General features: G+C 42.6%; 22 protein-coding genes. 8 read left to right on the top strand and 14 right to left on the bottom strand.

What is annotated here, in order from left to right:
* Position 1 precedes the first annotated feature (1 nt).
* The 3 genes from ccoG to OQX62_RS05185 are packed head-to-tail and all read left to right on the top strand — an operon-like array spanning position 2 to position 2,502.
* Positions 2-1,396 carry a cytochrome c oxidase accessory protein CcoG gene (gene ccoG, locus OQX62_RS05195; protein WP_265830351.1) on the top strand — a complete coding sequence of 465 codons (1,395 nt, stop codon included), beginning with the start codon at positions 2-4 and terminating at the stop codon, positions 1,394-1,396.
* A gap of 3 nt (positions 1,397-1,399) precedes the next feature.
* The gene (locus OQX62_RS05190) at positions 1,400-1,825 is read left to right on the top strand and encodes a FixH family protein (RefSeq protein ID WP_265830350.1); all 426 of its coding nucleotides are present in this window, start codon (positions 1,400-1,402) and stop codon (positions 1,823-1,825) included.
* A complete protein-coding gene (locus OQX62_RS05185; protein ID WP_265830349.1) occupies positions 1,822-2,502 on the top strand; it encodes a sulfite exporter TauE/SafE family protein in 681 nt (226 codons plus the stop codon). Before OQX62_RS05190 ends, OQX62_RS05185 begins: the two co-directional genes overlap by 4 nt.
* A 27-nt stretch (positions 2,503-2,529) precedes the next feature.
* Here the strand turns inward: OQX62_RS05185 and hemN are convergent, their stop codons facing one another.
* The 5 genes from hemN to OQX62_RS05160 form a co-directional block, all read right to left on the bottom strand.
* On the bottom strand, positions 2,530-3,894 hold the full coding sequence (hemN, locus tag OQX62_RS05180) for an oxygen-independent coproporphyrinogen III oxidase (protein WP_265830348.1): 1,365 nt from the start codon (positions 3,892-3,894) through the stop codon (positions 2,530-2,532).
* Positions 3,891-4,343 carry a lactate dehydrogenase gene (locus tag OQX62_RS05175; protein ID WP_265830347.1) on the bottom strand — a complete coding sequence of 151 codons (453 nt, stop codon included), beginning with the start codon at positions 4,341-4,343 and terminating at the stop codon, positions 3,891-3,893. The genes hemN and OQX62_RS05175 overlap by 4 nt, the downstream gene beginning before the upstream one ends.
* Positions 4,344-4,424: 81 nt before the next feature.
* Positions 4,425-5,483, bottom strand: coding sequence for a response regulator (locus tag OQX62_RS05170; protein ID WP_265830346.1), 1,059 nt, complete (start codon positions 5,481-5,483; stop codon positions 4,425-4,427).
* A 64-nt stretch (positions 5,484-5,547) separates the two neighbouring features.
* Positions 5,548-6,732 (bottom strand): PAS domain-containing sensor histidine kinase, encoded by a 1,185-nt coding sequence (locus OQX62_RS05165; protein WP_265830345.1) that lies wholly within the window; start codon positions 6,730-6,732, stop codon positions 5,548-5,550.
* Positions 6,733-6,795: 63 nt separating this feature from the next.
* Positions 6,796-7,122, bottom strand: coding sequence for a hypothetical protein (locus tag OQX62_RS05160; RefSeq protein ID WP_265830344.1), 327 nt, complete (start codon positions 7,120-7,122; stop codon positions 6,796-6,798).
* 164 nt (positions 7,123-7,286) lie between these two features.
* Here OQX62_RS05160 and OQX62_RS05155 point away from each other — a divergent pair, with 164 nt between their 5' ends.
* On the top strand, positions 7,287-9,089 hold the full coding sequence (locus tag OQX62_RS05155) for a hypothetical protein (RefSeq protein ID WP_265830343.1): 1,803 nt from the start codon (positions 7,287-7,289) through the stop codon (positions 9,087-9,089).
* 140 nt (positions 9,090-9,229) lie between these two features.
* Here OQX62_RS05155 and OQX62_RS05150 read toward each other — a convergent pair whose 3' ends face one another.
* Positions 9,230-9,463, bottom strand: a complete 234-nt coding sequence (locus tag OQX62_RS05150) for a hypothetical protein (RefSeq protein WP_265830342.1) — start codon at positions 9,461-9,463, stop codon at positions 9,230-9,232.
* A gap of 310 nt (positions 9,464-9,773) precedes the next feature.
* Complete coding sequence (locus OQX62_RS05145) at positions 9,774-10,418, bottom strand: DUF4142 domain-containing protein (RefSeq protein ID WP_265830341.1); 645 nt, start codon at positions 10,416-10,418, stop codon at positions 9,774-9,776.
* 108 nt (positions 10,419-10,526) lie between these two features.
* Here OQX62_RS05145 and OQX62_RS05140 point away from each other — a divergent pair, with 108 nt between their 5' ends.
* Positions 10,527-11,369, top strand: a complete 843-nt coding sequence (locus OQX62_RS05140; protein WP_265830340.1) for a DUF2911 domain-containing protein — start codon at positions 10,527-10,529, stop codon at positions 11,367-11,369.
* A 38-nt stretch (positions 11,370-11,407) separates the two neighbouring features.
* Here the strand turns inward: OQX62_RS05140 and OQX62_RS05135 are convergent, their stop codons facing one another.
* The 6 genes from OQX62_RS05135 to OQX62_RS05110 all read right to left on the bottom strand — a co-directional run bounded on the left by OQX62_RS05135 (position 11,408) and on the right by OQX62_RS05110 (position 17,538).
* A complete protein-coding gene (locus tag OQX62_RS05135; protein ID WP_265830339.1) occupies positions 11,408-13,105 on the bottom strand; it encodes a sodium:solute symporter in 1,698 nt (565 codons plus the stop codon).
* Positions 13,102-13,227 (bottom strand): hypothetical protein, encoded by a 126-nt coding sequence (locus tag OQX62_RS05130; RefSeq protein ID WP_265830338.1) that lies wholly within the window; start codon positions 13,225-13,227, stop codon positions 13,102-13,104. The genes OQX62_RS05135 and OQX62_RS05130 overlap by 4 nt, the downstream gene beginning before the upstream one ends.
* Positions 13,227-15,662, bottom strand: a complete 2,436-nt coding sequence (locus OQX62_RS05125; protein ID WP_265830337.1) for a PIG-L family deacetylase — start codon at positions 15,660-15,662, stop codon at positions 13,227-13,229. The genes OQX62_RS05130 and OQX62_RS05125 overlap by 1 nt, the downstream gene beginning before the upstream one ends.
* 90 nt (positions 15,663-15,752) lie before the next feature.
* Positions 15,753-16,352, bottom strand: coding sequence for a hypothetical protein (locus tag OQX62_RS05120; RefSeq protein WP_265830336.1), 600 nt, complete (start codon positions 16,350-16,352; stop codon positions 15,753-15,755).
* A gap of 84 nt (positions 16,353-16,436) precedes the next feature.
* Positions 16,437-16,874, bottom strand: coding sequence for a DoxX family protein (locus OQX62_RS05115; protein WP_265830335.1), 438 nt, complete (start codon positions 16,872-16,874; stop codon positions 16,437-16,439).
* 61 nt (positions 16,875-16,935) lie between these two features.
* Positions 16,936-17,538, bottom strand: a complete 603-nt coding sequence (locus OQX62_RS05110; protein ID WP_265830334.1) for a TetR/AcrR family transcriptional regulator — start codon at positions 17,536-17,538, stop codon at positions 16,936-16,938.
* A 229-nt stretch (positions 17,539-17,767) separates the two neighbouring features.
* Between OQX62_RS05110 and OQX62_RS05105 the strand changes: the two genes are divergently transcribed.
* Positions 17,768-18,742, top strand: a complete 975-nt coding sequence (locus OQX62_RS05105; protein ID WP_265830333.1) for a YihY/virulence factor BrkB family protein — start codon at positions 17,768-17,770, stop codon at positions 18,740-18,742.
* A gap of 99 nt (positions 18,743-18,841) precedes the next feature.
* Here the strand turns inward: OQX62_RS05105 and OQX62_RS05100 are convergent, their stop codons facing one another.
* Positions 18,842-19,285 (bottom strand): KTSC domain-containing protein, encoded by a 444-nt coding sequence (locus OQX62_RS05100; protein ID WP_265830332.1) that lies wholly within the window; start codon positions 19,283-19,285, stop codon positions 18,842-18,844.
* Between the two features lie 223 nt (positions 19,286-19,508).
* Between OQX62_RS05100 and OQX62_RS05095 the strand changes: the two genes are divergently transcribed.
* Positions 19,509-19,694, top strand: coding sequence for a Sec-independent protein translocase subunit TatA/TatB (locus OQX62_RS05095; RefSeq protein ID WP_265830331.1), 186 nt, complete (start codon positions 19,509-19,511; stop codon positions 19,692-19,694).
* Positions 19,695-19,740: 46 nt separating this feature from the next.
* On the top strand, positions 19,741-20,421 hold the full coding sequence (locus OQX62_RS05090) for a response regulator transcription factor (RefSeq protein WP_265830330.1): 681 nt from the start codon (positions 19,741-19,743) through the stop codon (positions 20,419-20,421).
* Positions 20,422-20,423: the final 2 nt, after the last annotated feature.

Genomic DNA, 20,423 nt, shown 5'->3' with positions numbered 1-20,423 from the left:
AATGTCACAAACTCCGCTACATTTCAGAGATCAGATCAGCACGGTGACTGATGATGGAAAGAAAAGAAAATGGCTATACCCTAAAATCGTTAAAGGTAAGTTGTACCAGTATCGTTCCGTAGTCAGCTATTTTTTCCTTAGCCTGCTGTTTGCTGCACCATTCATCAAACTGAATGGTGAGCAACTGGTCTTGCTGAATGTACTGGAGCGCAAATTTGTGCTGTTCGGGATTGTCTTCTGGCCGCAGGATTTTTACTTGTTCGTACTGGCCCTGCTGACTTTCATCGTCTTCATCGTTTTGTTTACGGTGGTATTTGGCAGGGTCTTTTGCGGCTGGGCCTGTCCGCAGACCATTTTCCTGGAAATGATCTTTCGCAGGATTGAGAACTGGATTGAGGGTGATCATTTCAAACAGAAGAAACTGGATGACGGACCGCTCACATTTGAGAAGGCATGGAAAAAAACACTGAAACATGCTGTATTTTTTGCCATCTCTTTCCTCATTGCCAATACCTTTCTGTCCTACCTGATTGGTCGCGAGCCCTTATGGAAAATCATCACAGAACCTGTATCTCTGCATGTATCCGGATTTATCTCCATCTGCGTTTTTACCTTTGTTTTTTACCTGGTATTTTCCAGGATGAGGGAACTGGTTTGTACCGTGGCTTGTCCCTATGGCAGGTTGCAGGGTGTATTATTGGATAATCAGAGCATCATTGTAGCTTATGATTATCAGCGTGGCGAACCCAGGGGAAAAAGGAAAAAAGAAGAAAATGTACTGGGTGATTGTATTGACTGTAAGTTATGCGTGCAGGTGTGTCCAACGGGGATCGACATCCGGAATGGTACGCAAATGGAATGTGTGAACTGTACTGCCTGCATTGATGCCTGTGATATGGTGATGGAGAAAATAGATCGTCCCCTGCGACTCATCGGTTTTAAATCCGAGGATGAAATTGCAACCAAGCAGCCCTTTAAACTGAATAAACGGATTTATGGTTACAGTGCTGTTTTATGTTTACTGATGGGCACACTGTCTTACCTGCTGATCACCCGTACTGATGTACAAACTACCATCCTGAGAGCCGGCGGCACCTTATATCAGCTCAGGGATAAGGAGAAGGAAGTCAGCAACCTGTACACTACCGAGCTGGTCAACAAAACCAGTCACCCCCTTAAATTCACCATTGTACCTGATGATAAAAACGCAAGGATCCAATACATCCAGAAAGAAGACAGCCTGAAAGTAAACAGCAGTGTGAAGATTACCTTTTTTGTGATTATGCCACAGCAGGTGATTCAGCAATACAAATCAAAAATAGGCTTCAGGCTGATCTCTGGTGGCAAAGAAGTAGATCATTTTGAAACCACATTTATTGCACCATTAAACGACTAGAAGATGAACTGGGGAACAAAAATCGCTGCAGGCATGAGCATATTTATGGTATTCATCGTAGTGATGGTATTTACCATGTTCAACAGCAAAACAGATGCGCTGGTGGATAATGACTATTATGAAAAAAGTATCAATTATGATAAAGTATATGATAAAAAAGAACAGGTGAAGCTGGATAGCGCTGCGCCTGTCATTGCTGTGAACGCAGAAAATATCATCCTCGTGTTCAAAGCCCCTTCACAGGGAACCATCAGGCTGATGCGTACGTCAGACAAAAAACTGGACAAGGCAATCGCTTTTGAGACCAATTCCGCAAAACAGGTCAGCATTCCCGCTACATCTTTGCAAAAGGGACCATGGCGGTTAAGTGCCGACTGGCTCAGTCACGAAAAAAGTTATTTATACGAACAGGAAATTACTGTAAAATGAGTTATCAGCACCTTGCCTTTATGATCGGATTGCTCGGCAGTGTACACTGCGTGGGCATGTGCGGACCGCTTGCTTTTGGCGTGCCTTCTCTCCGTTCCGGCTGGTTTTACCTGGTGCTCGATAAGCTCCTGTATCAATCCGGCAGGATCATTTCTTATTGTATATTGGGTGTGCTGATAGGTTTATTAGGTCGCCAGATCTGGCTTGCCGGTCTGCAACAAGGCGTAAGCATACTCAGCGGTGTACTCATTATCCTGGCCGCCTTATCCCGCATTTTCAAATTCTCCCTGAGCAATTCCAGCTCCTTATTACTCAAGCCCTTTAATGCCATGTTCAGCTATGCCCTGCAGCATCGCGCAAACCATCTGATCATCGGACTGATCAATGGCTTCCTGCCCTGCGGATTTGTCTATCTGGCGATGGCCGGCGCATTGAACACAGGCGCTGTACCTTCGGCCATCAGTTATATGTTCTGGTTTGGATTAGGCACTACGCCCCTGATGTTTATCGCAGCGGTCAGTGTTGGTTTCACCTCTGCCTTATTCAGGAAAAGGATCAATCAATTGATCCCCTTCCTGATGTTATTTCTTGGTTGCTGGTTTATGCTGCGCGGTCTGGAACTGAATATCCCTTATTTGAGTCCGCCTAAAGCGGCAACCATTACCGAATGTATGTAGATGAAATGCATAGCCGGGATTAACTAATTAACCGGCCATGCTGAACAGCTGTGTTTGCGGCTGATTGGCCCACAGTCTTGAATCCAGTGCCATGCAGATATTCCTCAGGAACCTTTTCCCTAAAGCAGTAACGTTCAGTTCAGTTCCGCTGATATTGACCAGTCCATCTGCAGCAATTAATTTCATCCGTTCCAGTCCTTCCATAAAAGCAGCATTACGTTCCTGCGGCAATGCCCATGAAGTGGTGCCTTTACACATCAGGTTTAAGATATGCCTTCTGATGATCAGATCTTCCGAGTTCAGGATATGTCCTTTAAAAACAGGTATTTCTCCGTTGTTTACGATCTCCAGGTACTCTTCCACCTTCTTTACATTTTGTGCAAAACCTGTCCAGCTGTCGCTGATAGAAGAGACACCCAGCCCAACCATTAATTTACTGTACTGGTGCGTATAACCCATAAAATTACGGTGCAGTTTACCTGCTTTTTCCGCTGCATACAAACTATCCGTTTCCAGTGTAAAATGGTCCATGCCAATCTCTATATATCCGCCCGCTTTCAGCATTTCGCGTCCCAGTTCATAGAGTTCCTGTTTTGTTTCTGCTGAAGGCAGGTCCTGCTCTGTATAACGACGCTGACCCGGTTTAACCCATGGTACGTGCGCATAGCTGTAAAAAGCAATCCTGTCCGGCCTGAGGTTCAGTACAGATGCGATGGTATCTTTCAGTCCTTCCAAATTTTGCAGCGGCAGACCATAGATCAGGTCGTAATTTACAGAATTGTACCCTGTAGCCCGGGCCATTGCTGTAACCTCCATTACCTCCTCTACACTCTGTATCCTGTTGATCACCAGCTGCACCCTTGGATCGAAATCCTGAATACCCAGGCTCAGTCTCCTGAAGCCCAGCTTATTTAATGTAATCAAATGTTCTTCAGTAGTATTCGCAGGATGTGCTTCAAAGCTGAACTCTGCCTCCGGGTGGATATCTGCATGCTGAAGGATACCGTTGATCAGCAGATTAAGATTGTGCGCACTAAAAAAGGTGGGCGTACCGCCGCCAAGATGGAGTTCCCTGATGATGGGTCTGGCGTTAAAAAGTTTCAGGTAGAGCTGCCATTCTTTTAATAAGGCAAGAATGTAGGGCTCTTCTACTTTATGGTTACGTGTGATGCGTGTATTGCAGCCACAATAGGTGCACAGGCTTTCACAAAATGGCAGGTGGATGTATAAACTCATGCCATCCCTATGATTGCTCGCATTGAAGGCCTTGCTGACGGCATCTGCCCATTTTTCTTTGCTGAATCTTTCATTATCCCAGTAAGGCACCGTTGGATAACTGGTATACCTGGGTGCCGCGACGTGGTATTTTGCGGTTAAGGATGTATTGCTCATGGCTCTTCGTTTTTAGGCGTGACCTGATCACATGCCCTGGAGCATACACATGCGGAACCCAGACAACGGTTTTGCTGCCATTTATCCAGGTTGAGAATAGTTTCATTGGCGAGGGCCATAGGCATTCCCTGCTCAGACATCCCCATCAGGGAAACTGCAGGCACATTAGCGATCTTAATGTTTCGCTCTGCTGCCGCATCCTGATCGATATGCGTAGTTGCGGTAGATCTGGTGGCGATAAACTTTACGCCCAGATCTGCCAGGCTATTGATCACTGCAGCTGATACCTGATCTTCACTAAACACAATTACCGCTTCTTTCCCCTCCGCATAACTTACCGTTGCGGCACTTAGCGAGTTCGATATCAGGGTAATATCATGCTTTTTATGATTGGCTATCGCCAGTGGCTCTTTTTCAAAAGACTTTATACTGTAGGCTACTACTCTCATTCGAAATTGATTTATTTATCAAAATTAGCGGTTAAGTGCCCGCCGGGGAATGAGATTAGTCAGCCATAAATGTGATCCTGATCAGTTTTTCATCTGCTGCAGTTTCATCTCATCCAGTATGACGATCTGGCTGCCTTTACGTTCAATAATGCGTTCATCCTTAAAATCACTCAGGATACGACTGACCGTCTCAGTGGCCATTCCGGCCATCGCAGCAAGGTTATCTCTCGAAATACGCAGTACAATCTGCCCTTCCTGTTTTTCCTGCTTACATAAACGGATCAGTACATCAGACATGCGTTTGCGTACCGAATGATAAGCCAGTTGTAACAGTTGTTCTTCCTTCTCCAGCAAATTATTAGACAGGATATGGATGAACTGTCTTGCCACATCAGGGTAACGGTTCAGCAGTTCTTCCAGCATTTCTTTTGGCAGCTGACATACTGTTGTATCCTCCAGTGCTTCAGCGGTTTCATTGTAAGGTTCGTTCAGTAACAATGCCGGAATACCGAAATATTCATCAGGACCATACATGCCTGTCAGCAATTCGCGGCCGTCCTCACTCAGTTTAACTGTTTTCACTTTGCCACTCAATACCAGGTAAATACCCGACACGGAATCGCCCTCATAATAAATAATCTGTTTCTTTTTGATGGTCCTGACCTTACGCTCAGACATCATTTTATCCAGCTCTTTTACACCCTGCGTACCAGATACCAGGTGCGTGAGCTTGTCAATCGATTTACTGTAAAAAAGCTCCTGCTTCTCCTTTTTATGCAGCCTGCTCTCAATGGCATTCAGCAGCTCTACATCATCGAAAGGTTTCACCAGGTAATCATCAGCCCCCATCTCCATTCCTTTGCGCATATCCATTCTTTCGGCCTTTGCGGTTAAAAATATGAAAGGGGTAGCAGCGGTCTGCGGATTTTTATTCAGCAGATACAATACACCATAACCGTCCAGCTCCGGCATCATGATGTCGCAAAGAATTAAATCAGGCAGGTGTGAATTGGCCAGTTCTACACCGGTTTTTCCGTTATCCGCCTGAAAAACTTCATAATTGGCCAGTTCAAGGATTTCCGCTGTGCTTTCTCTGATGTCTTCGTTGTCTTCAATGATGAGTATACTTTGCTGTTTCATATGATATCTGTTTAATTAGAACTGCCGCCCAAAAAGATCTGTGTGCAGCTTAAAAAATATTGATCTATTTATTAAATGACAGGATAAAGGTAGTGCCTTCGTTCTGTTTGCTCTCAAACTGTGCTTCGCCTTTCATCAGACTTACATAACGCATGACGATGTTAAGCCCAAGACCTGTGCCGGGAATATTCCCTGTATTGTGCGCCCTGAAAAAGGGTTGAAATAAGTGCTTCTGATCCGTATCAGGAATCCCGATGCCATTGTCTTTAATGGTAACGATGCACTGTCTTTCATTGATTTCCGTATTGAATTCAATGAACGTATTTTCTCCGGAATATTTGATGGCATTATTGATCAGGTTGATCATGCAGTTCTTGAGCAGGTTCTGATCCAGCATCACCACACTTTCCAGTCCGGTATGCTGGTAGATAATATTCTGGTCCTGTTTTGCAATCATCTGCATTTCTTCCGTAATTTCTTCCGCTAACTTCACCAGGTCGAATGCCTGAAACGCGGGTTCTACCCGGCCCGCTTCCAGCCTTTCCAATGACAGAAAGTCGTTCAGAATCGTAGTAAGATTGCCTACCGCATTTTTGATCTTATGCACATGTTTTTCAATGTGTTTATTTTGGAAAGGCTGTGCATATTTTTCGATCAGGGAAGAAGACAACTGGACAGAGCTCAGTGGTGTACGGAACTCGTGCGAAGCCATAGAAACAAACCTGCTTTTCATCTGGTTCAGCTCTTTCTCTTTTTCCAGGGAAATACTGACTTCCTCCTTCGCTTCCCTGAGTGCAGTAACGGTTTTCTTTAAAGATTTAGTCCGCTCATCTACCAGGTTTTCCAGTTCAGCAGCGTATTCACGCAAGCGCTCTTCTGCTTCTTTCTCCTTGGATAAGTCGTGGATAAAGCCGGTAAAGATCTTACGGTCCTGGTACTGCACTTCACTCACGGCCAGTCGGAAAGGAAACGTGGAGCCATCTTTTCTCAGGCCCCGCACTTCCCTTCCAATGCCAATGATATGTTTTTCACCGGTCTGGTGGTAATGTCCCAGATAACCATCGTGGGCCGACTGATCCGGCTCCGGCATCAGCATGGAAATATTATTCCCCATTACTTCCTCCAGTGTATAGCCAAAAAGTTTCAGCGCAGCAGGATTTAGCAGTTCAATTTTTCCTTTTCCGTCGATGGTGATAATTCCATCAATCGCGGTTTCGATAATCGCCGCTAATAACCTGGCATTTTCCATATATTGATTTTTACAAATATAGAAAATCTATAAACGGTTTATATATTGCATTATCCGCCTTATTTAAATACCTGCAACAGTAATTAACAGGATAGCCAGGTGGATAAAGAGACTCAGTCCGAAGATGAAAATCGTAAACCTCGTGGTCATACCACTCATATTTGCTACAATGTTGGCGAAGAAGATGACCATACTTGTTGCCAGGCAAGGTAATACGTGACCTCCTAAAGAGTAAACCACTACAAAAGTTAAAGGCACTAATAGCGTTGCATGTAAAATGATAGACACGAGAAACCATCCTAAATGGTTTTCTTTCTGTGTGTCTGCAAAGTTTAAATATCTGGTATACAATGATACTGTTGGGGCGGTTGTTAGGGTTAAAGTTGCCATGATAATTTGTTTTTGTTGATACAAATATCCTCGCTCAAATCACCCTTTTCCATGATTTCTGTCACCGCACTTAGCAATATGCGTCACCAAAAACAGTGATCAATGTCATATTTTTAAATGAATTTTCTCTGCTATTTTGCAATCCTACAGATAAATATAATGCTATGAACCATACTTTTCATATTCCGGTTTTAGGACTGGGTTATTCGGTCGACACCCCTCTAAAAGTAGCCAGATACGGTATTTCGTCAGTTGTTTCCATCGTTGATGACGAGTTGTGCGAGCGAATGAGAAAGTTCCATTCAGAGAAAAACAATCTGCCCTACACGCTCATCAAAAAAGAGGAGCCGGATAGCAGGGCGAAACGTATTACGGCCTACCTGAATCTATTGCATATATTGGTTACCGCAGCCTTTTCGGCCTTAGCGCAGGAAGATTTTGCTGCAGGCACTGAAATTAATACCTATTTCGATTTTCTGCCGGAAAATTCATCACTGAAAAAGGCCTATGAGCAGATGCTGGCGTTGCCCGATGGTGAAGCAAAAAAATACCGGCAGGAGGACCTGCGGGCGAAAATGAAGGCAGGAAATATCGATGTAAACATCATGTCTAAGGTAGACAAAGCGAATTATACGAAAGATAATGAACATGAAGGGAACGATTTTACCGATGCCCTGGCCGCCATGCGGGGTTTTGCAAATAGTTCATTAGGCTCATCAGTGATCATTTCAGCCGGATTAAACCCACGCCTGTATACTTATATGGAGAATTGTGCCGACTTCTATCCCAATCGGTTCGGCGACATTAAAAAGAAGATCACACTTAAAGTAAGTGACTACCGTTCTGCCCTGATCCAGGCGAAAATGCTCGCTAAAAAAGGCTTATGGGTATCAGAATTTCGTGTGGAATCTGGTCTTAACTGCGGCGGACACGCTTTCGCAACGGAAGGATTGTTATTGGGACCTATCCTGGAAGAGTTTAAACAAAAACGAACAGAACTGCATTCGGAACTCGCTGCCATATACCATGCTGCTTTAAGTGCAAAAGATATCAGCACAACCGTAGCAACTACCTTGAAAATAACTGCACAAGGCGGCATCGGTACATTTGAAGAGCATGAATTCCTCCTGAATTATTATGCGCTCGACGCAACCGGTTGGGGCAGTCCATTTTTGCTTGTTCCCGAGGCCACTAACGTAGACGAACAAACAATGGAATCACTGGCTACAGCTACGGCAGACGACTATTATGTGAGCAACTCCTCACCATTGGGTGTACTTTTTAACAACTTCAGAAAAAGCACTATGGAAGAACAAAGATTGCAGCGCATAGAAAAAGGTCGCCCGGGAAGTCCCTGTGTAAAGAAATTCCTCTCTACCAATACAGAGTTTACCGAATTGCCTATTTGCACCGCCTCCCGGGAATATCAAAACCTGAAGATCAAAGAACTGGAACAAATGGAGTTGAGCGCAGCGGCATTTACAGAAAAATTTGATACCATCACGGAGAAGATATGCCTTTGCGAAGGGCTTTGTTCCTCCACTTATATTAAACATGGCCTGCTCAAACCTAAAGAGAGTCCGGCAGTAAGCATCTGCCCCGGCCCAAATCTGGCTTATTTCTCCAGACAGTATTCCCTGAAAGAAATGATCAGCCATATCTATGGTCGCGAATCCATCTCGTTCAAGACCTTACGCCCGAATCTATTTGTCAACGAGCTGAACCTTTATATTGATTACCTTAAAAAAGACCTTAACGCACAGATCAATGAGCTCAGCGTTAAAAAAACGAAGTATTTCGAGAAGTTTACTGACCAGTTGTTTAACGGAATCAACTATTATAAAGACCTGATTCCTGAACTGAAGCTGCAGACAGATCTGGCTGCGCAGGAGCTGCGTCATCAGCTGAGCGTTGCTGAAGAAAAGCTGATGTCTATTGCGAAAGATTTGAACTTGGCGATTGCTTAGAAATTGTGCTTATTAAGTTTACAAGGGTAAGACTAATCATTGCTCTTGTAGACTTAAATTGATTACGTCGAATTTGAGAAAATTAGAACTATATAAACTTCTAATACGCCGAGAATTACGATTTACTGCAATTTCTTGCTTTAATTTAATTTTCTCATAATGGTATCCTTAATCTCAACCGCCCTACCCTGTGCATCGAATATAATTTCAATTGACACCAAGTATTTCTCTCCGGTTGGTAATTCTTTACGCCAATATCCATCATCTTCTTTGAATTGAGCATAAAATGGATTCCCTAATTCAAAGGCACGTTGACGACCCAACTCATGCATATTACTTATATTTTTTAGCAGACGGTCAACTACTGATTTCATAGCTTTGTATCTTGTATTATTGAACTCAGTCAAATATATCGAAACAATTCATCATTCGTCTTTGACCTCCAACAGGATTAATTGTACAAAGGCTGCCAAGTTACCCAGAAGAAAGACTATATGTATATTTACATCTGGATATAAGAATATCTATATTTGGATATACAAAGACATAGAAGAACCCCTTCCCCCCCTGTACATTGCGAATACCTAATAAAACAGGAAGGGTATTTTCGGCCTCCTATGTTTTGCGCAGCAAAAGATAGGCAGTCGAAAATACCCTTCCTGTTTTATTATTCCTTTCGGAATACTATTTCATTTCCCCTTGTAAAGCCTTCGCCTTTGCAAAGTGCCCTTCAATTACAGGCAATGTTTTAGCAGCGAAATCCTTCACTTCTTTCGTTCTTGAACCCGACGCAGCCCCTTTAAATAAAGCAACAGTCTTATCATGATCCGTTACCATCATCTCCACATAATGTTTATCAAAAGCAGCACCTGTCATTTTCTTCATCATATCCACATGTGCCTGCTCCGCTGCCGGATAAGCTGATGGCAAAATAATACCTGAACTGGTAGCAATGGCTTTCAACTCTGCATTTGCTTTACTATGATCGGCAACCATCTGAGCAGCAAAAGCTTTAACTTTCGCATTCGCAGATTTCTGTGCAAGCTTACCCAAATCAACCTCCATCATACCGCCAACAGCAGCAGTTTTCATAAAGACAGCTTCATCTTCATCAACTTTCGACTGGTTCGTTACGTCTTTCGGCATATTACCTTTATCTGAAGAATCCTTACTTGCAGACGATACTGCACCTGTATCTGATTTTCCTGAATCCGCAGCGGCCGATGTACCCGTAGAATCACCATTTGCACCACGTTGTTCCGGACTCTGACAAGCCTGGAAGCTGCATGCCGCAGCAATCATCAACCCAAATAAATTTAATTGTTTCATGTTTTTCTGTTCTAAGTAATAATACCTAAACATGCAGTCCTAAAAAAAGTTTGAATCTCCGAAATCCGAAACAGAACTGTATTTTCGTAGCAACAAAAACAAAACAAGATGAAAACGACATTAAAAGTTGCGCTAAGCATTGCTCTTGCGATTTGCATGAACAGTGAAATGAAAGCACAAGGCATCAAGATGCCACAACCCAGCAGCGGTCAAACAATCACACAAGATTTCGGTCTGGGTACTATCACTGTAAAATATGCACGCCCAAATACAAAAGGACGTAAGGTTTTCGGAGAACTGGAGCCTTATGGATCAGTTTGGAGAACAGGTGCAAACAATGCTACAGTAATTACTTTTACCGAAGATGTGACTTTTGAAGGTCAGCCGGTACCTGCAGGAGAATATGCTTTGTTTACTATTCCCGGCAAAAGCGAATGGACAGTAATTCTGAACAAAGGCACTAAACAATGGGGTGCTTATGAATATAAAGAAGCAGAAGACTTTTTACGTGTGAAAGTGAAACCCGCAATCTTAAAGGACAAAGTAGAAACATTCACTATTGGATTCGCTAATGTTTTTCCTACTAAAGGCCAGTTACAGTTGTCGTGGGACAATACTTCAGTAGCAGTAAATCTGACTACAGATATTGATACCAAAGTAATGGCAAGTATTGAAGAAGCAATGAAAGGCGAGAAAAAACCATACTTTCAGGCAGCACAGTATTACCTGGAAAATGGTAAAGACCTGAATAAAGCTTTGGAATGGATGACAGCTGCAGATGATAACAAATCTCCATGGTTTATACTGTGGAAAGGCCGTACTCAATTGAAAATGGGCGATAAAAAAGGCGCTGCGATCAGTGCTGAAGAAGGTATCAAAAGAGCAACAGCCATTAAAAACCCGGAATATATCCGTTTAAATACGGAGTTGTTAGCTTTAACCAAAAAATAAGCACACATCAGGCAGGAATAATAATAAAAACCGTTGCCTTAAACAGCAGCGGTTTTCTTTTTGAAGAACTGCTGGATAACATATGCCAGTAATACCACCAGCAAACAGCCAATCACATTCAACCATAAATAAGCAACAACTTTCTGGTATCCGCAGATACACACCACAATTTCAGTGATGATCGCCGCGTAGAAAACAGCCTTACCACCAACCTGCTTCACATAAAAAGCGACTAAAAATACGCCCAGTATAGTACCATAAATATAAGATCCCAGGATATTCACCGCCTCAATCAGGTTTCCGATTTTACTCGCATATAAAGCCATTGCGATGCAGATGACGCCCCATATTACAGTTGACCATCTGGAGGCCTTCAGGTATTTCTCATCACTAGCTTCTTTATTGATGAGTCGCTTATAAATATCAATCACACTCGTCGAGGCCAGAGAATTCAGCGCACTTGCTGTCGAACCCATCGATGCCAGGAATATAATTGCAATCAGCAAGCCTATCAGCCCCTTAGGCAGATATTTGGTAACAAAGCTGAGAAAGATATAATTGTTATCATTGATATCAGCACCTTTATCGTTTTTAAGCATCAGGTCGGTCACCTCCTTCCGTACCGTTTTTGTTTGCTCATCGGCTATTTTCAGTGCGATCCGCTGCTGGTCAATCACCGGCTGATCTTCCCTGTCCAATGCCGCATTCAGCTTATTCACTTCCACCTGCTTCTCCTGAAATGCTTTATCGTATTTCTTTTCCAGCACCTTTAACTGCGGGTTGTAGCTGCTTTGTTCCAGCTTGTTCAGTTCAAAGCTATTGAAAAACACAGGGGGACGATTGTACTGGTAAAAAGTAAAGACCAATACACCGATCAGCAGGATGAGGAACTGCATGGGGATTTTCACCAGTCCGTTCATGAGCAGACCTAAACGGCTTTCACTGACTGATGCACCAGTCAGATAACGGCCTACCTGACTCTGGTCTGTCCCAAAGTAAGACAATTGCAGAAAGAACCCGCCAATCAATCCGCTCCAGACCGTATAAGGATTGTTCCAGTCGAACTTAAAGTCGATCGCATTTGTACGCCCCATTTTACCAGCAATACTGATCGCTTTACTGAAGCCGACACCACCGGGCAACAGCTGTACGACAAGGATTCCTGCAACGAACAGTCCGCAAAAGATAATTGTCATTTGCAGCATCTGCGTATATGAAACGGCTTTAGTTCCACCATAAACAGTATAGGCGACCACAATTCCACCAATACAGATCGTCGTATAAGTCGTATTGATATTTAAGATCGTAGATAAGATGATAGAAGGCGCGTAAATCGTGATTCCGGTCGACAGTCCCCTTTGGATCAAAAATAAAAAGGCAGTGAGCGCTCGTGTATTCAGATCAAAACGTTGTTCCAGATACTCATAAGCAGTATATACTTTTAACCGATGAAAAATAGGCACAAAAGTAATGCACAATACAATCATTGCCAGTGGCAGACCAAAATAGAACTGCACAAAGCCCATTCCGGTAGAATATGCCAATCCGGGTGCGGATAAAAAAGTAATCGCACTGGCCTGTGTAGCCATTACCGACAAACATACGCTGTACCAGGGCAAAGACTGATTACCCAGCAGGTAACCATTGATATTCTGTGCACCCCTGCTCTTGTAAATGCCATATACAACAATGACGACCAGCGTAAATAGTAAAACACCCCAATCTAGATTACTCATTCAAAATACCTGGTAAAAATGTAAAAGCCCACAATCAGCAAGGCCAGCCAGCCGATCAACAATACATAAAACTGTTTCCAGCTTTTCACAAATGGAGGCAATTCCTGACCTGGCTTCTTCATTATTTATCTTTTGATATCAGGTTCACGAATAAACGATAGGCACCTGGTACGCCCGCCGGCAATTCCCTGAAGAACGCAAGCGAGGTATATACAAACTTACCCTTTCCATAATCTGCCACCAGTAAGGAACCATTGTTATTTTCCTCACCTGTATCATGCATTTGCAGGATAGGCGTGTAATGCGTGTCGATATCCCTTGCGAAATATAAACCCCGTTCCTGAATCCAGCCTTCAAAATCCTGATCGGTAATTTTATTCGGGAAATTTAATGCCGGATGATTTGGCGCAAGGAAGTTAACTTTTGCATCTTCCTCCGTGGTACGGTCGCGCGTAAGCTTAAATGGATAAGGGCCTAATTCCTGTATTTTTAATGGAGAGTTCACATTGTATTGCACTAATAATACACCACCATTTTTAACATAATCCATCAGTTTGGGCTGCATTGCTGCAATTTGCTCATTGATGTTGTATAAACGCACACCAGTGATGATGGCATCAAACTCAGAAAGGTCACCATTGATGACCTGTTTTTCTGACAAACGCGTTACCGTATAACCGATCTGCACCAATGATTCAGGGATCAGATCACCCGCACCAGCAATATAACCTATCTTCTTTCCACCAAATTTCAGGTCTATCTTTTCCACTTTCGCCTCAGCAAATGGAAAGAGTGTCTGTGTAGGAATATGTTCATAGCTTAATACCTTTAATCCCTGGTGGTAAGGTTTGCCATCGACAGTGACCGCAAAAGAGAATTTACCACTGCTGATTTTACCAGCGGGCGTAACTGTAAATTCGATATTGCGTTCCTCCCCTTTAATCAGCCTAAAATCTATTTGCTCCGGACTTACCTTCCAGCCTTCCGGAACTTTAGGTGTTAAGACTCCTGCCGCATTATTTTTAAAACTATGCAGTTGCACGTTTATTTTCTTTGCTGTATTGTTGTTGAATACAAATGCCTTTTCAGCCATTGTCGCTGTTACGGGAGGTGCTACTACAAGCGGCTCATAAATCTCACCCCTTACCGGATCTGTGGATTTATACACAAGAGGTCTTACCACGTCCACAAACTGGTCGCCAAAGCTGATCCTGAATGTTCCTCCAATAGGTGCAGCAGCTACCGGCATACCTAAGAAATTCAATGAATCTATCACATAACTACCTATAGGATGTTTTTTCTCCAACCAGTAAGGTTGGGTAATGCCGATCTGACTAGCCGCAATTTTCCTGTTCAGCGATACCATTTCATCAGGAACAAGCACCGCATTGATCCCGGTTTTTAATTCCCGTATAGTAATTTTCAATGGAAATCCTGCCTTTACTCTTGAAATTGCATTGATGGTGACAGGAATTGAGTCACTCACCGCATATGCCGATTCAGGTGCTGATGTTTCAAGCCATAATCCGGCACAGGCCAATATCAGCTCATCCAGTAACTGGTGTTTAAAAGGAAGGTTTTTAACGATCGACTTCAGCTGTAAAAGCTTTGTGATAGATAGTGCCGGGTTGGCTGCATTGTATGTGGTATTGATCTCGTCGATGAGCTGTTGCGCTTTCGCCAGGCCCTTATCGCGACTCAATGTATTGTTGATCCCTTCGAACAGATCTTTTTTGGCAGTTTCACCTGCAGTAAAACTGAAGAATTCTGTAGATGCTCCTCTTTGCCGCGCGCTGCCAAAACCCTGACTACGGTGGTTGGATCTGCTTTCTGCGGCAATTTCGCCATAGCTTTTACCCAATAGCGGATTATATACACCAACATCCAGTTTCAGCTGATCATCTGCTGTTGTATTGGTGCCACCAAAATTAAAAGTATTCCAAAAGATCCTTTTGGCCTGCCATGTTTTCACATATTTCAATTGTTCAGGAAAACGTTTGGGATCTGCCGCGGCATAAAATGCTTCTTTTGCAAGAATGGCCGAAGCGGCATGGTGACCATGTCCGGCGCGAGCATCGGGTGGAAAACGAGTGATAATCACATCCGGGCGGAACTGGCGGATTACCCATACCACATCCGAAAGGATTTGTTCCTTATTCCATATTTTTAAACTTTCATCAGCATTTTTAGAGAAGCCAAAATCGTTTGCCCTTGTAAAAAACTGTTCTGCTCCGTCCATATGCCGTGCTGCAAGCAATTCCTGTGTACGGATTAAGCCCAGCAACTCTCCCTGTTCAGTACCGATCAGGTTTTGTCCCCCGTCCCCCCTCGTTAAAGACAGGTAACCAGTCCTGACTTTTTTTTCTTTAGCCAGATAAGCCAGCAAACGTGTGTTTTCATCATCCGGATGTGCTGCCAGATACAACACACTGCCTGTAACGTTCAGGCTTTCCAGTCCCTGCCTGATTTCCGCCGCATTTAATTGCGCAGAAGACTGGGCTTTAAGAAATAAAGGGGTAGTGAATAAGAGTAAAAGCAGGGATAAACGAGATTTCATATACCAATATTAATTGCCGAAAATAATTAAAAAAAGTGGAGGCCGCCCCCCTTATGGCAATTAATATTGGTAACAATCCTGCTTGCAGGATTATAGCAGGATTTTGCTGCTTACTTCTTTATCGATCGTAATATAACCAGGGTATTTAACCAGCGTATTGCCAACCTTGATACTTGGTTTGATTTTAAGGGTAACCAGACCTTTTCTTTCCTGTCCGCTGCCGCCACCTTTCAGGAATTCTGAAATTTCAGACATCACCCTGGCGTTAGAAATGAACTGGTAAACATTGGCAGTGATATCTACAGGTACCACAACCGACTGTCCCGGTTCTACACTCACCATCTGGTTAACAAAACCATTAGCCAGGTCTACCTTATTGATCAATACTTTGTATTCAAACTCATTGATAGCCGCCAGACTGCTAGATGGATTCGTGATTTCCATATTGATGCGTGCTTTAAGCGGCACATCTTTTCTCAGCAAACCGAAAGCCAGGCCAGGTAAGCTGGCCAGGTTGATGTCCTGCATGTTGATCATCTTTTTAACATCCGCACCACCAACAGTTACGTTACTGGCAGACATTACCTTGTAGGTACACTTTTCCAGTGCTTTGATTTGCTGCGCCTGTTTGTTCACGCCACAGCCCGCCATGGTAATGGCCGCTAAACAAATCATTATTATTGATTTCATCTTTTTCTTTTTTTAAACGATGCATACGTTGCATCTGTCCAGCATATAACGCTTAAACACAGATTTATTGTTTGCTGCCGGTCTTTAGTAACCCCTTTTCGAACGGCTTCCCTTGATGCTGATCATACTGTCGACACTGAACCTACCGCCACCAGAGAATAACAACAGCACATAAGTCAGCAAATAATGCAGTCCCATTTCTTTTTCTTTCATACCATCATTTCCATGGATGATAAAAACCGCTACCAGCATCGTAATGATCAGTGGCAACACAGCTAATCTGGTAGCAAAACCCAACAGCAATAATATAGAACAAAATACTTCAGCAAAAACTGCCATCACCAGGGAAAGAATACTTCCTACACCCAATGGATCAGGAAATGTAATTGTACCACCGGCCAATAACATATTAAACTTTGGTATTCCGTGAGAAAGCATCAATAAAGCTATTGCAACACGTAAAATCAACACCGCAATATCCAGACTGCGGTGATTGTAATTGGTGTTAAATATTCTGTTCATTATGTACTAATGTTTTATGTATGTATTTAATCTATGGTAAATATATAACATAAAAATTTATTTAAAGCATTAAGGATTTAACAAAACCCTGCATAGCATCCTTTAAGATCATCTTTTTCAACTGATCAGGCTTACCATCCTTCTCTATCATTTCTATGGAAACCAATCCGTGAAGGATCGACCAATAGGTATGGAACTTCAGAAAATAGTCTGCTTCCGTATTTTTCGCCAGCGCCAATGCCTCTTTTATGGTGGAAATCAGTATCGATGTCATTTCCTTCATTTCAGAAACCTGGTTAACCATTTCGCAGGCAGGAATACCCAGCCCAAACATCAGCTGATAATATTCCTTGTTTTCGAAAGCGAACTCCCAGTAAGCATCTGCCATTTCGTATAACTGGTCTTCAGGCAACTGATGCAATCCCTTTGCACGGGATAAGGTACAGGCGAGTTTCTGAAATCCTTCGATAGAAAACTCCAGTAAAATGGCTTCCTTATTTTCAAAGTGATTGTAAATTACCGGGATGCTGTATTCTATGGCATCAGCAATTTTTCTGATAGAGAGCGACTGCCATCCATCAGTAATGACCATGTTCCAGGCTGCCGCCAATATGCCGGACCGAACCTCTTCTTTGTGCCTGATTTTACGTTCAACTATGCCCATCTCATTAAAATTATTAACAGTGTTAGCAAAAGTAATCGCATTATCTTTCAGTTTCCAGGAAATCTTATTTTCTGACTTAATTGCAACAAAATCATTTTTTAAAACAGAACTGGCAACTCATTTGCTTTGAAAACGATAGCTATCTATCGAAACCACCACGAGCACACAGCTCACAAATAGCAATGAAAATGATCCTGGTAGCTTCATAACAATAATTATTGATGAAAATATGGAAAAACGCGAAAAAAGAAAACTATCCTTTAAGGGAATCTGGAAAGTATTAACAGAGTCATTTGGCGGCTTTACGGATCATAAAGTGACCAAGCTCAGTGGTTCACTGGCCTATTATACCGTATTTTCTATGGGTCCCCTCGTTATTCTGCTCATTTCCATTTGCAGTATGGTCTGGAGACGGGAAGCTATTGAAGGTCAGATTTACTACCAGCTTGTTGATTTTCTTGGAAAAGACACAGCCTTACAACTGCAGGAAATTATTAAAAAAGCAGCAGTAAGTAATCAGAGCGTATTTTCTGCGGTAGTTGGTGGAGCTACACTCCTTATCGGTGCGACCACCGTATTCGCGGAGATCCAGGATTCCATCAATACGATCTGGGGATTAAAACCGAAACCAAAAAGGGGTTGGTTGAAAATGCTGCAGAACAGGTTTCTCTCTTTTTCAGTCATCCTCAGTCTCGGATTTATCCTGTTGGTTTCCCTCGGCGTTACCTCTCTGATAGATGGTTTCAGCACTAAACTGCAGGCTACTTTTAACCAGGTTTCAGTGATCTTCTTTTATATTCTTAACCAGTTGATTACCTTATCTGTCATCTCACTGATATTCGGCGTAATTTTCAAAGTATTGCCCGATGCGCAGATCAAATGGAAAGATGTAACCTTAGGCGCTATCGTAACTGCGGTATTATTTATGATTGGTAAATTTGGTATCTCCATTTATATCGGCAGCAGTGATGTGGGGGGTACCTATGGTGCAGCAGGATCTCTAGTAGTCTTGTTGTTATGGACCTACTATTCTTCCATCATCCTGTTTTTCGGCGCAGAATTCACCAAGGCTTATGCCATCAATTACGGTTCAGAGATTCGTCCCAATCACTATGCGGTGACTACACGTGAAGTAGAGATTGAAACCGGTGGCGATTCTATCCAGGAAAACGACAAAAAACCCACACAGATAAAAGAGAAATAAAAAAAGGTTAGCCTTAAGGAATTGAGATCAATTACTTAAGGCTAACCCGATCTGAACCTAAAAGGTGCAGGTATACGATGTATTAGAATAAAACGCTGATTAAGCTGTTTCTAATTTAACTGTATTTCTGTATGGGAATGAATTGAAGATATGACGACGTGCAAATCTTCCGGGAGAATCAGCATTCACTAATTTCACGTAAATCGCTTTAGGTACTTCGAAATACTCATAGCTGCTACCGTCCAGGAACTGTACTGTAAGCACTAATCCTTTCCAGTTATAGTCAGCAATACCACAAGTTGCAGTAGTGTTGGTATATTCCTCAATTGATAAGGCTAAAGTTTCAGGAGCAATACTTACCAGGAAGTGGTATGCTTCAATGATTTCTTTACTTTTAACTTCGGCAGCTACTCTTGCTTCATCTTCCTGAAATTTATCAGGGTGGAATTCCTTCATTAAATTCCTGTAGATAGTTTTTAACTCCTTCAGTTCGGCATCTTTCTGAACACCCAATAATTTTCTGTAATCGACAATCTTCTTCATAATGTTTTTAATGCAATATTGCCCATGATTAACAGGCTGAATTGCAGGCTCAACCGATCCCTCAGGGAAACAATTTTGCAAAGGTACACTTTTAAAATGTAATCAAAGATTAAGGTTTGGTTAAGATTATTTTAATGTGATTTTAATTCGCTTTTAACAGGGCTTTAACTTCAGCGTTTTACTTTTGATTATTTATTCTTTATCCCCTTTAATCATTAATAACATGATGAATCCAACACTCCTTGCTGCATTGGGTACGCCGGAAATCCTGGTTATCCTGGTCGTAATTATGCTTCTTTTTGGCGGCAAAAAAATTCCTGAACTGATGAAAGGCCTTGGCCAGGGCATCAAAGAATTTAAAGACGGACAAAAAGAAGAGCCTGAAACAGGAAAAAAAGAGGCAGAATAAGTTCCGAATAGATTCTACATTTGTATTTAAATAAAATAATTCAGGTATGTATAAGATTGGATTAGCAGAAGACGATGAGAAAATAGCCAGCCTGGTAAAGGCCGGACTGGAAGAACATAACTACATCGTCACCACTATGCCTGACGGGATAATGGCACTCTATGCTTTCCAGGAAGAGAAATTCGACCTGATTATATTAGATGTGATGATGCCGGGAATGAATGGTATTGAAGTATGCCGCAAACTCAGGGAAACCAATAAAGAGGTTCCGGTTTTGATGCTGACGGCTTTAGGTTCCATTGAGGACAAGGTTTTGGGACTCAATTCGGGTGCCGATGATTACCTGCTCAAACCTTTCCACTTCAAGGAATTACTGGCCCGGATCGAAGCTTTATTGAGGAGACAACAACTCGTCACACCTCAGCCGCAGGCACATACCATGGTATTTGAAGATATTGTGCTGGATACCTATAGTAAAACCGTAAGCCGCGCCGGTAAAGATATACAGCTGACAGCCAAAGAATTTACCTTGCTGGAACTTTTCCTGAAACATCCTAACCGTTTATTATCACGTCAGTATATTGCAGAAAATGCATGGGATATTAGCTTTGATACCGGCACAAATGTGATTGATGTGTATGTCAACTTCCTGCGCAACAAAATTGAAAAAGGATTTGAAAGAAAACTGATCCACACCAAAATAGGTATGGGATACATCCTTAAATAAGC

Origin of the sequence: Pedobacter sp. MR2016-24, assembly GCF_026239655.1 — a bacterium.
Classification (GTDB): Bacteria; Bacteroidota; Bacteroidia; order Sphingobacteriales; family Sphingobacteriaceae; genus Pedobacter.
This window is presented reverse-complemented; position numbering and strand designations above follow the sequence as displayed.

What these genes read in the sequence shown, in the direction of transcription:
- OQX62_RS05100 (WP_265830332.1), bottom strand. Translation starts at nt 19,285, where the DNA reads ATGAAGAAGATTGTCGATTACAGAAAATTATTGGGTGTTCAGAAAGAT.
- OQX62_RS05145 (WP_265830341.1), bottom strand. Translation starts at nt 10,418, where the DNA reads ATGAAACAATTAAATTTATTTGGGTTGATGATTGCTGCGGCATGCAGC.
- OQX62_RS05165 (WP_265830345.1), bottom strand. Translation starts at nt 6,732, where the DNA reads ATGGAAAATGCCAGGTTATTAGCGGCGATTATCGAAACCGCGATTGAT.
- OQX62_RS05190 (WP_265830350.1), top strand. Translation starts at nt 1,400, where the DNA reads ATGAACTGGGGAACAAAAATCGCTGCAGGCATGAGCATATTTATGGTA.
- OQX62_RS05135 (WP_265830339.1), bottom strand. Translation starts at nt 13,105, where the DNA reads ATGAGTAATCTAGATTGGGGTGTTTTACTATTTACGCTGGTCGTCATT.
- OQX62_RS05110 (WP_265830334.1), bottom strand. Translation starts at nt 17,538, where the DNA reads ATGGGCATAGTTGAACGTAAAATCAGGCACAAAGAAGAGGTTCGGTCC.
- OQX62_RS05125 (WP_265830337.1), bottom strand. Translation starts at nt 15,662, where the DNA reads ATGAAATCTCGTTTATCCCTGCTTTTACTCTTATTCACTACCCCTTTA.
- OQX62_RS05090 (WP_265830330.1), top strand. Translation starts at nt 19,741, where the DNA reads ATGTATAAGATTGGATTAGCAGAAGACGATGAGAAAATAGCCAGCCTG.
- OQX62_RS05095 (WP_265830331.1), top strand. Translation starts at nt 19,509, where the DNA reads ATGATGAATCCAACACTCCTTGCTGCATTGGGTACGCCGGAAATCCTG.
- OQX62_RS05115 (WP_265830335.1), bottom strand. Translation starts at nt 16,874, where the DNA reads ATGAACAGAATATTTAACACCAATTACAATCACCGCAGTCTGGATATT.
- OQX62_RS05155 (WP_265830343.1), top strand. Translation starts at nt 7,287, where the DNA reads ATGAACCATACTTTTCATATTCCGGTTTTAGGACTGGGTTATTCGGTC.
- ccoG (WP_265830351.1), top strand. Translation starts at nt 2, where the DNA reads ATGTCACAAACTCCGCTACATTTCAGAGATCAGATCAGCACGGTGACT.
- hemN (WP_265830348.1), bottom strand. Translation starts at nt 3,894, where the DNA reads ATGAGCAATACATCCTTAACCGCAAAATACCACGTCGCGGCACCCAGG.
- OQX62_RS05175 (WP_265830347.1), bottom strand. Translation starts at nt 4,343, where the DNA reads ATGAGAGTAGTAGCCTACAGTATAAAGTCTTTTGAAAAAGAGCCACTG.
- OQX62_RS05160 (WP_265830344.1), bottom strand. Translation starts at nt 7,122, where the DNA reads ATGGCAACTTTAACCCTAACAACCGCCCCAACAGTATCATTGTATACC.
- OQX62_RS05105 (WP_265830333.1), top strand. Translation starts at nt 17,768, where the DNA reads ATGGAAAAACGCGAAAAAAGAAAACTATCCTTTAAGGGAATCTGGAAA.
- OQX62_RS05185 (WP_265830349.1), top strand. Translation starts at nt 1,822, where the DNA reads ATGAGTTATCAGCACCTTGCCTTTATGATCGGATTGCTCGGCAGTGTA.
- OQX62_RS05130 (WP_265830338.1), bottom strand. Translation starts at nt 13,227, where the DNA reads ATGAAGAAGCCAGGTCAGGAATTGCCTCCATTTGTGAAAAGCTGGAAA.
- OQX62_RS05170 (WP_265830346.1), bottom strand. Translation starts at nt 5,483, where the DNA reads ATGAAACAGCAAAGTATACTCATCATTGAAGACAACGAAGACATCAGA.
- OQX62_RS05140 (WP_265830340.1), top strand. Translation starts at nt 10,527, where the DNA reads ATGAAAACGACATTAAAAGTTGCGCTAAGCATTGCTCTTGCGATTTGC.
- OQX62_RS05120 (WP_265830336.1), bottom strand. Translation starts at nt 16,352, where the DNA reads ATGAAATCAATAATAATGATTTGTTTAGCGGCCATTACCATGGCGGGC.
- OQX62_RS05150 (WP_265830342.1), bottom strand. Translation starts at nt 9,463, where the DNA reads ATGAAATCAGTAGTTGACCGTCTGCTAAAAAATATAAGTAATATGCAT.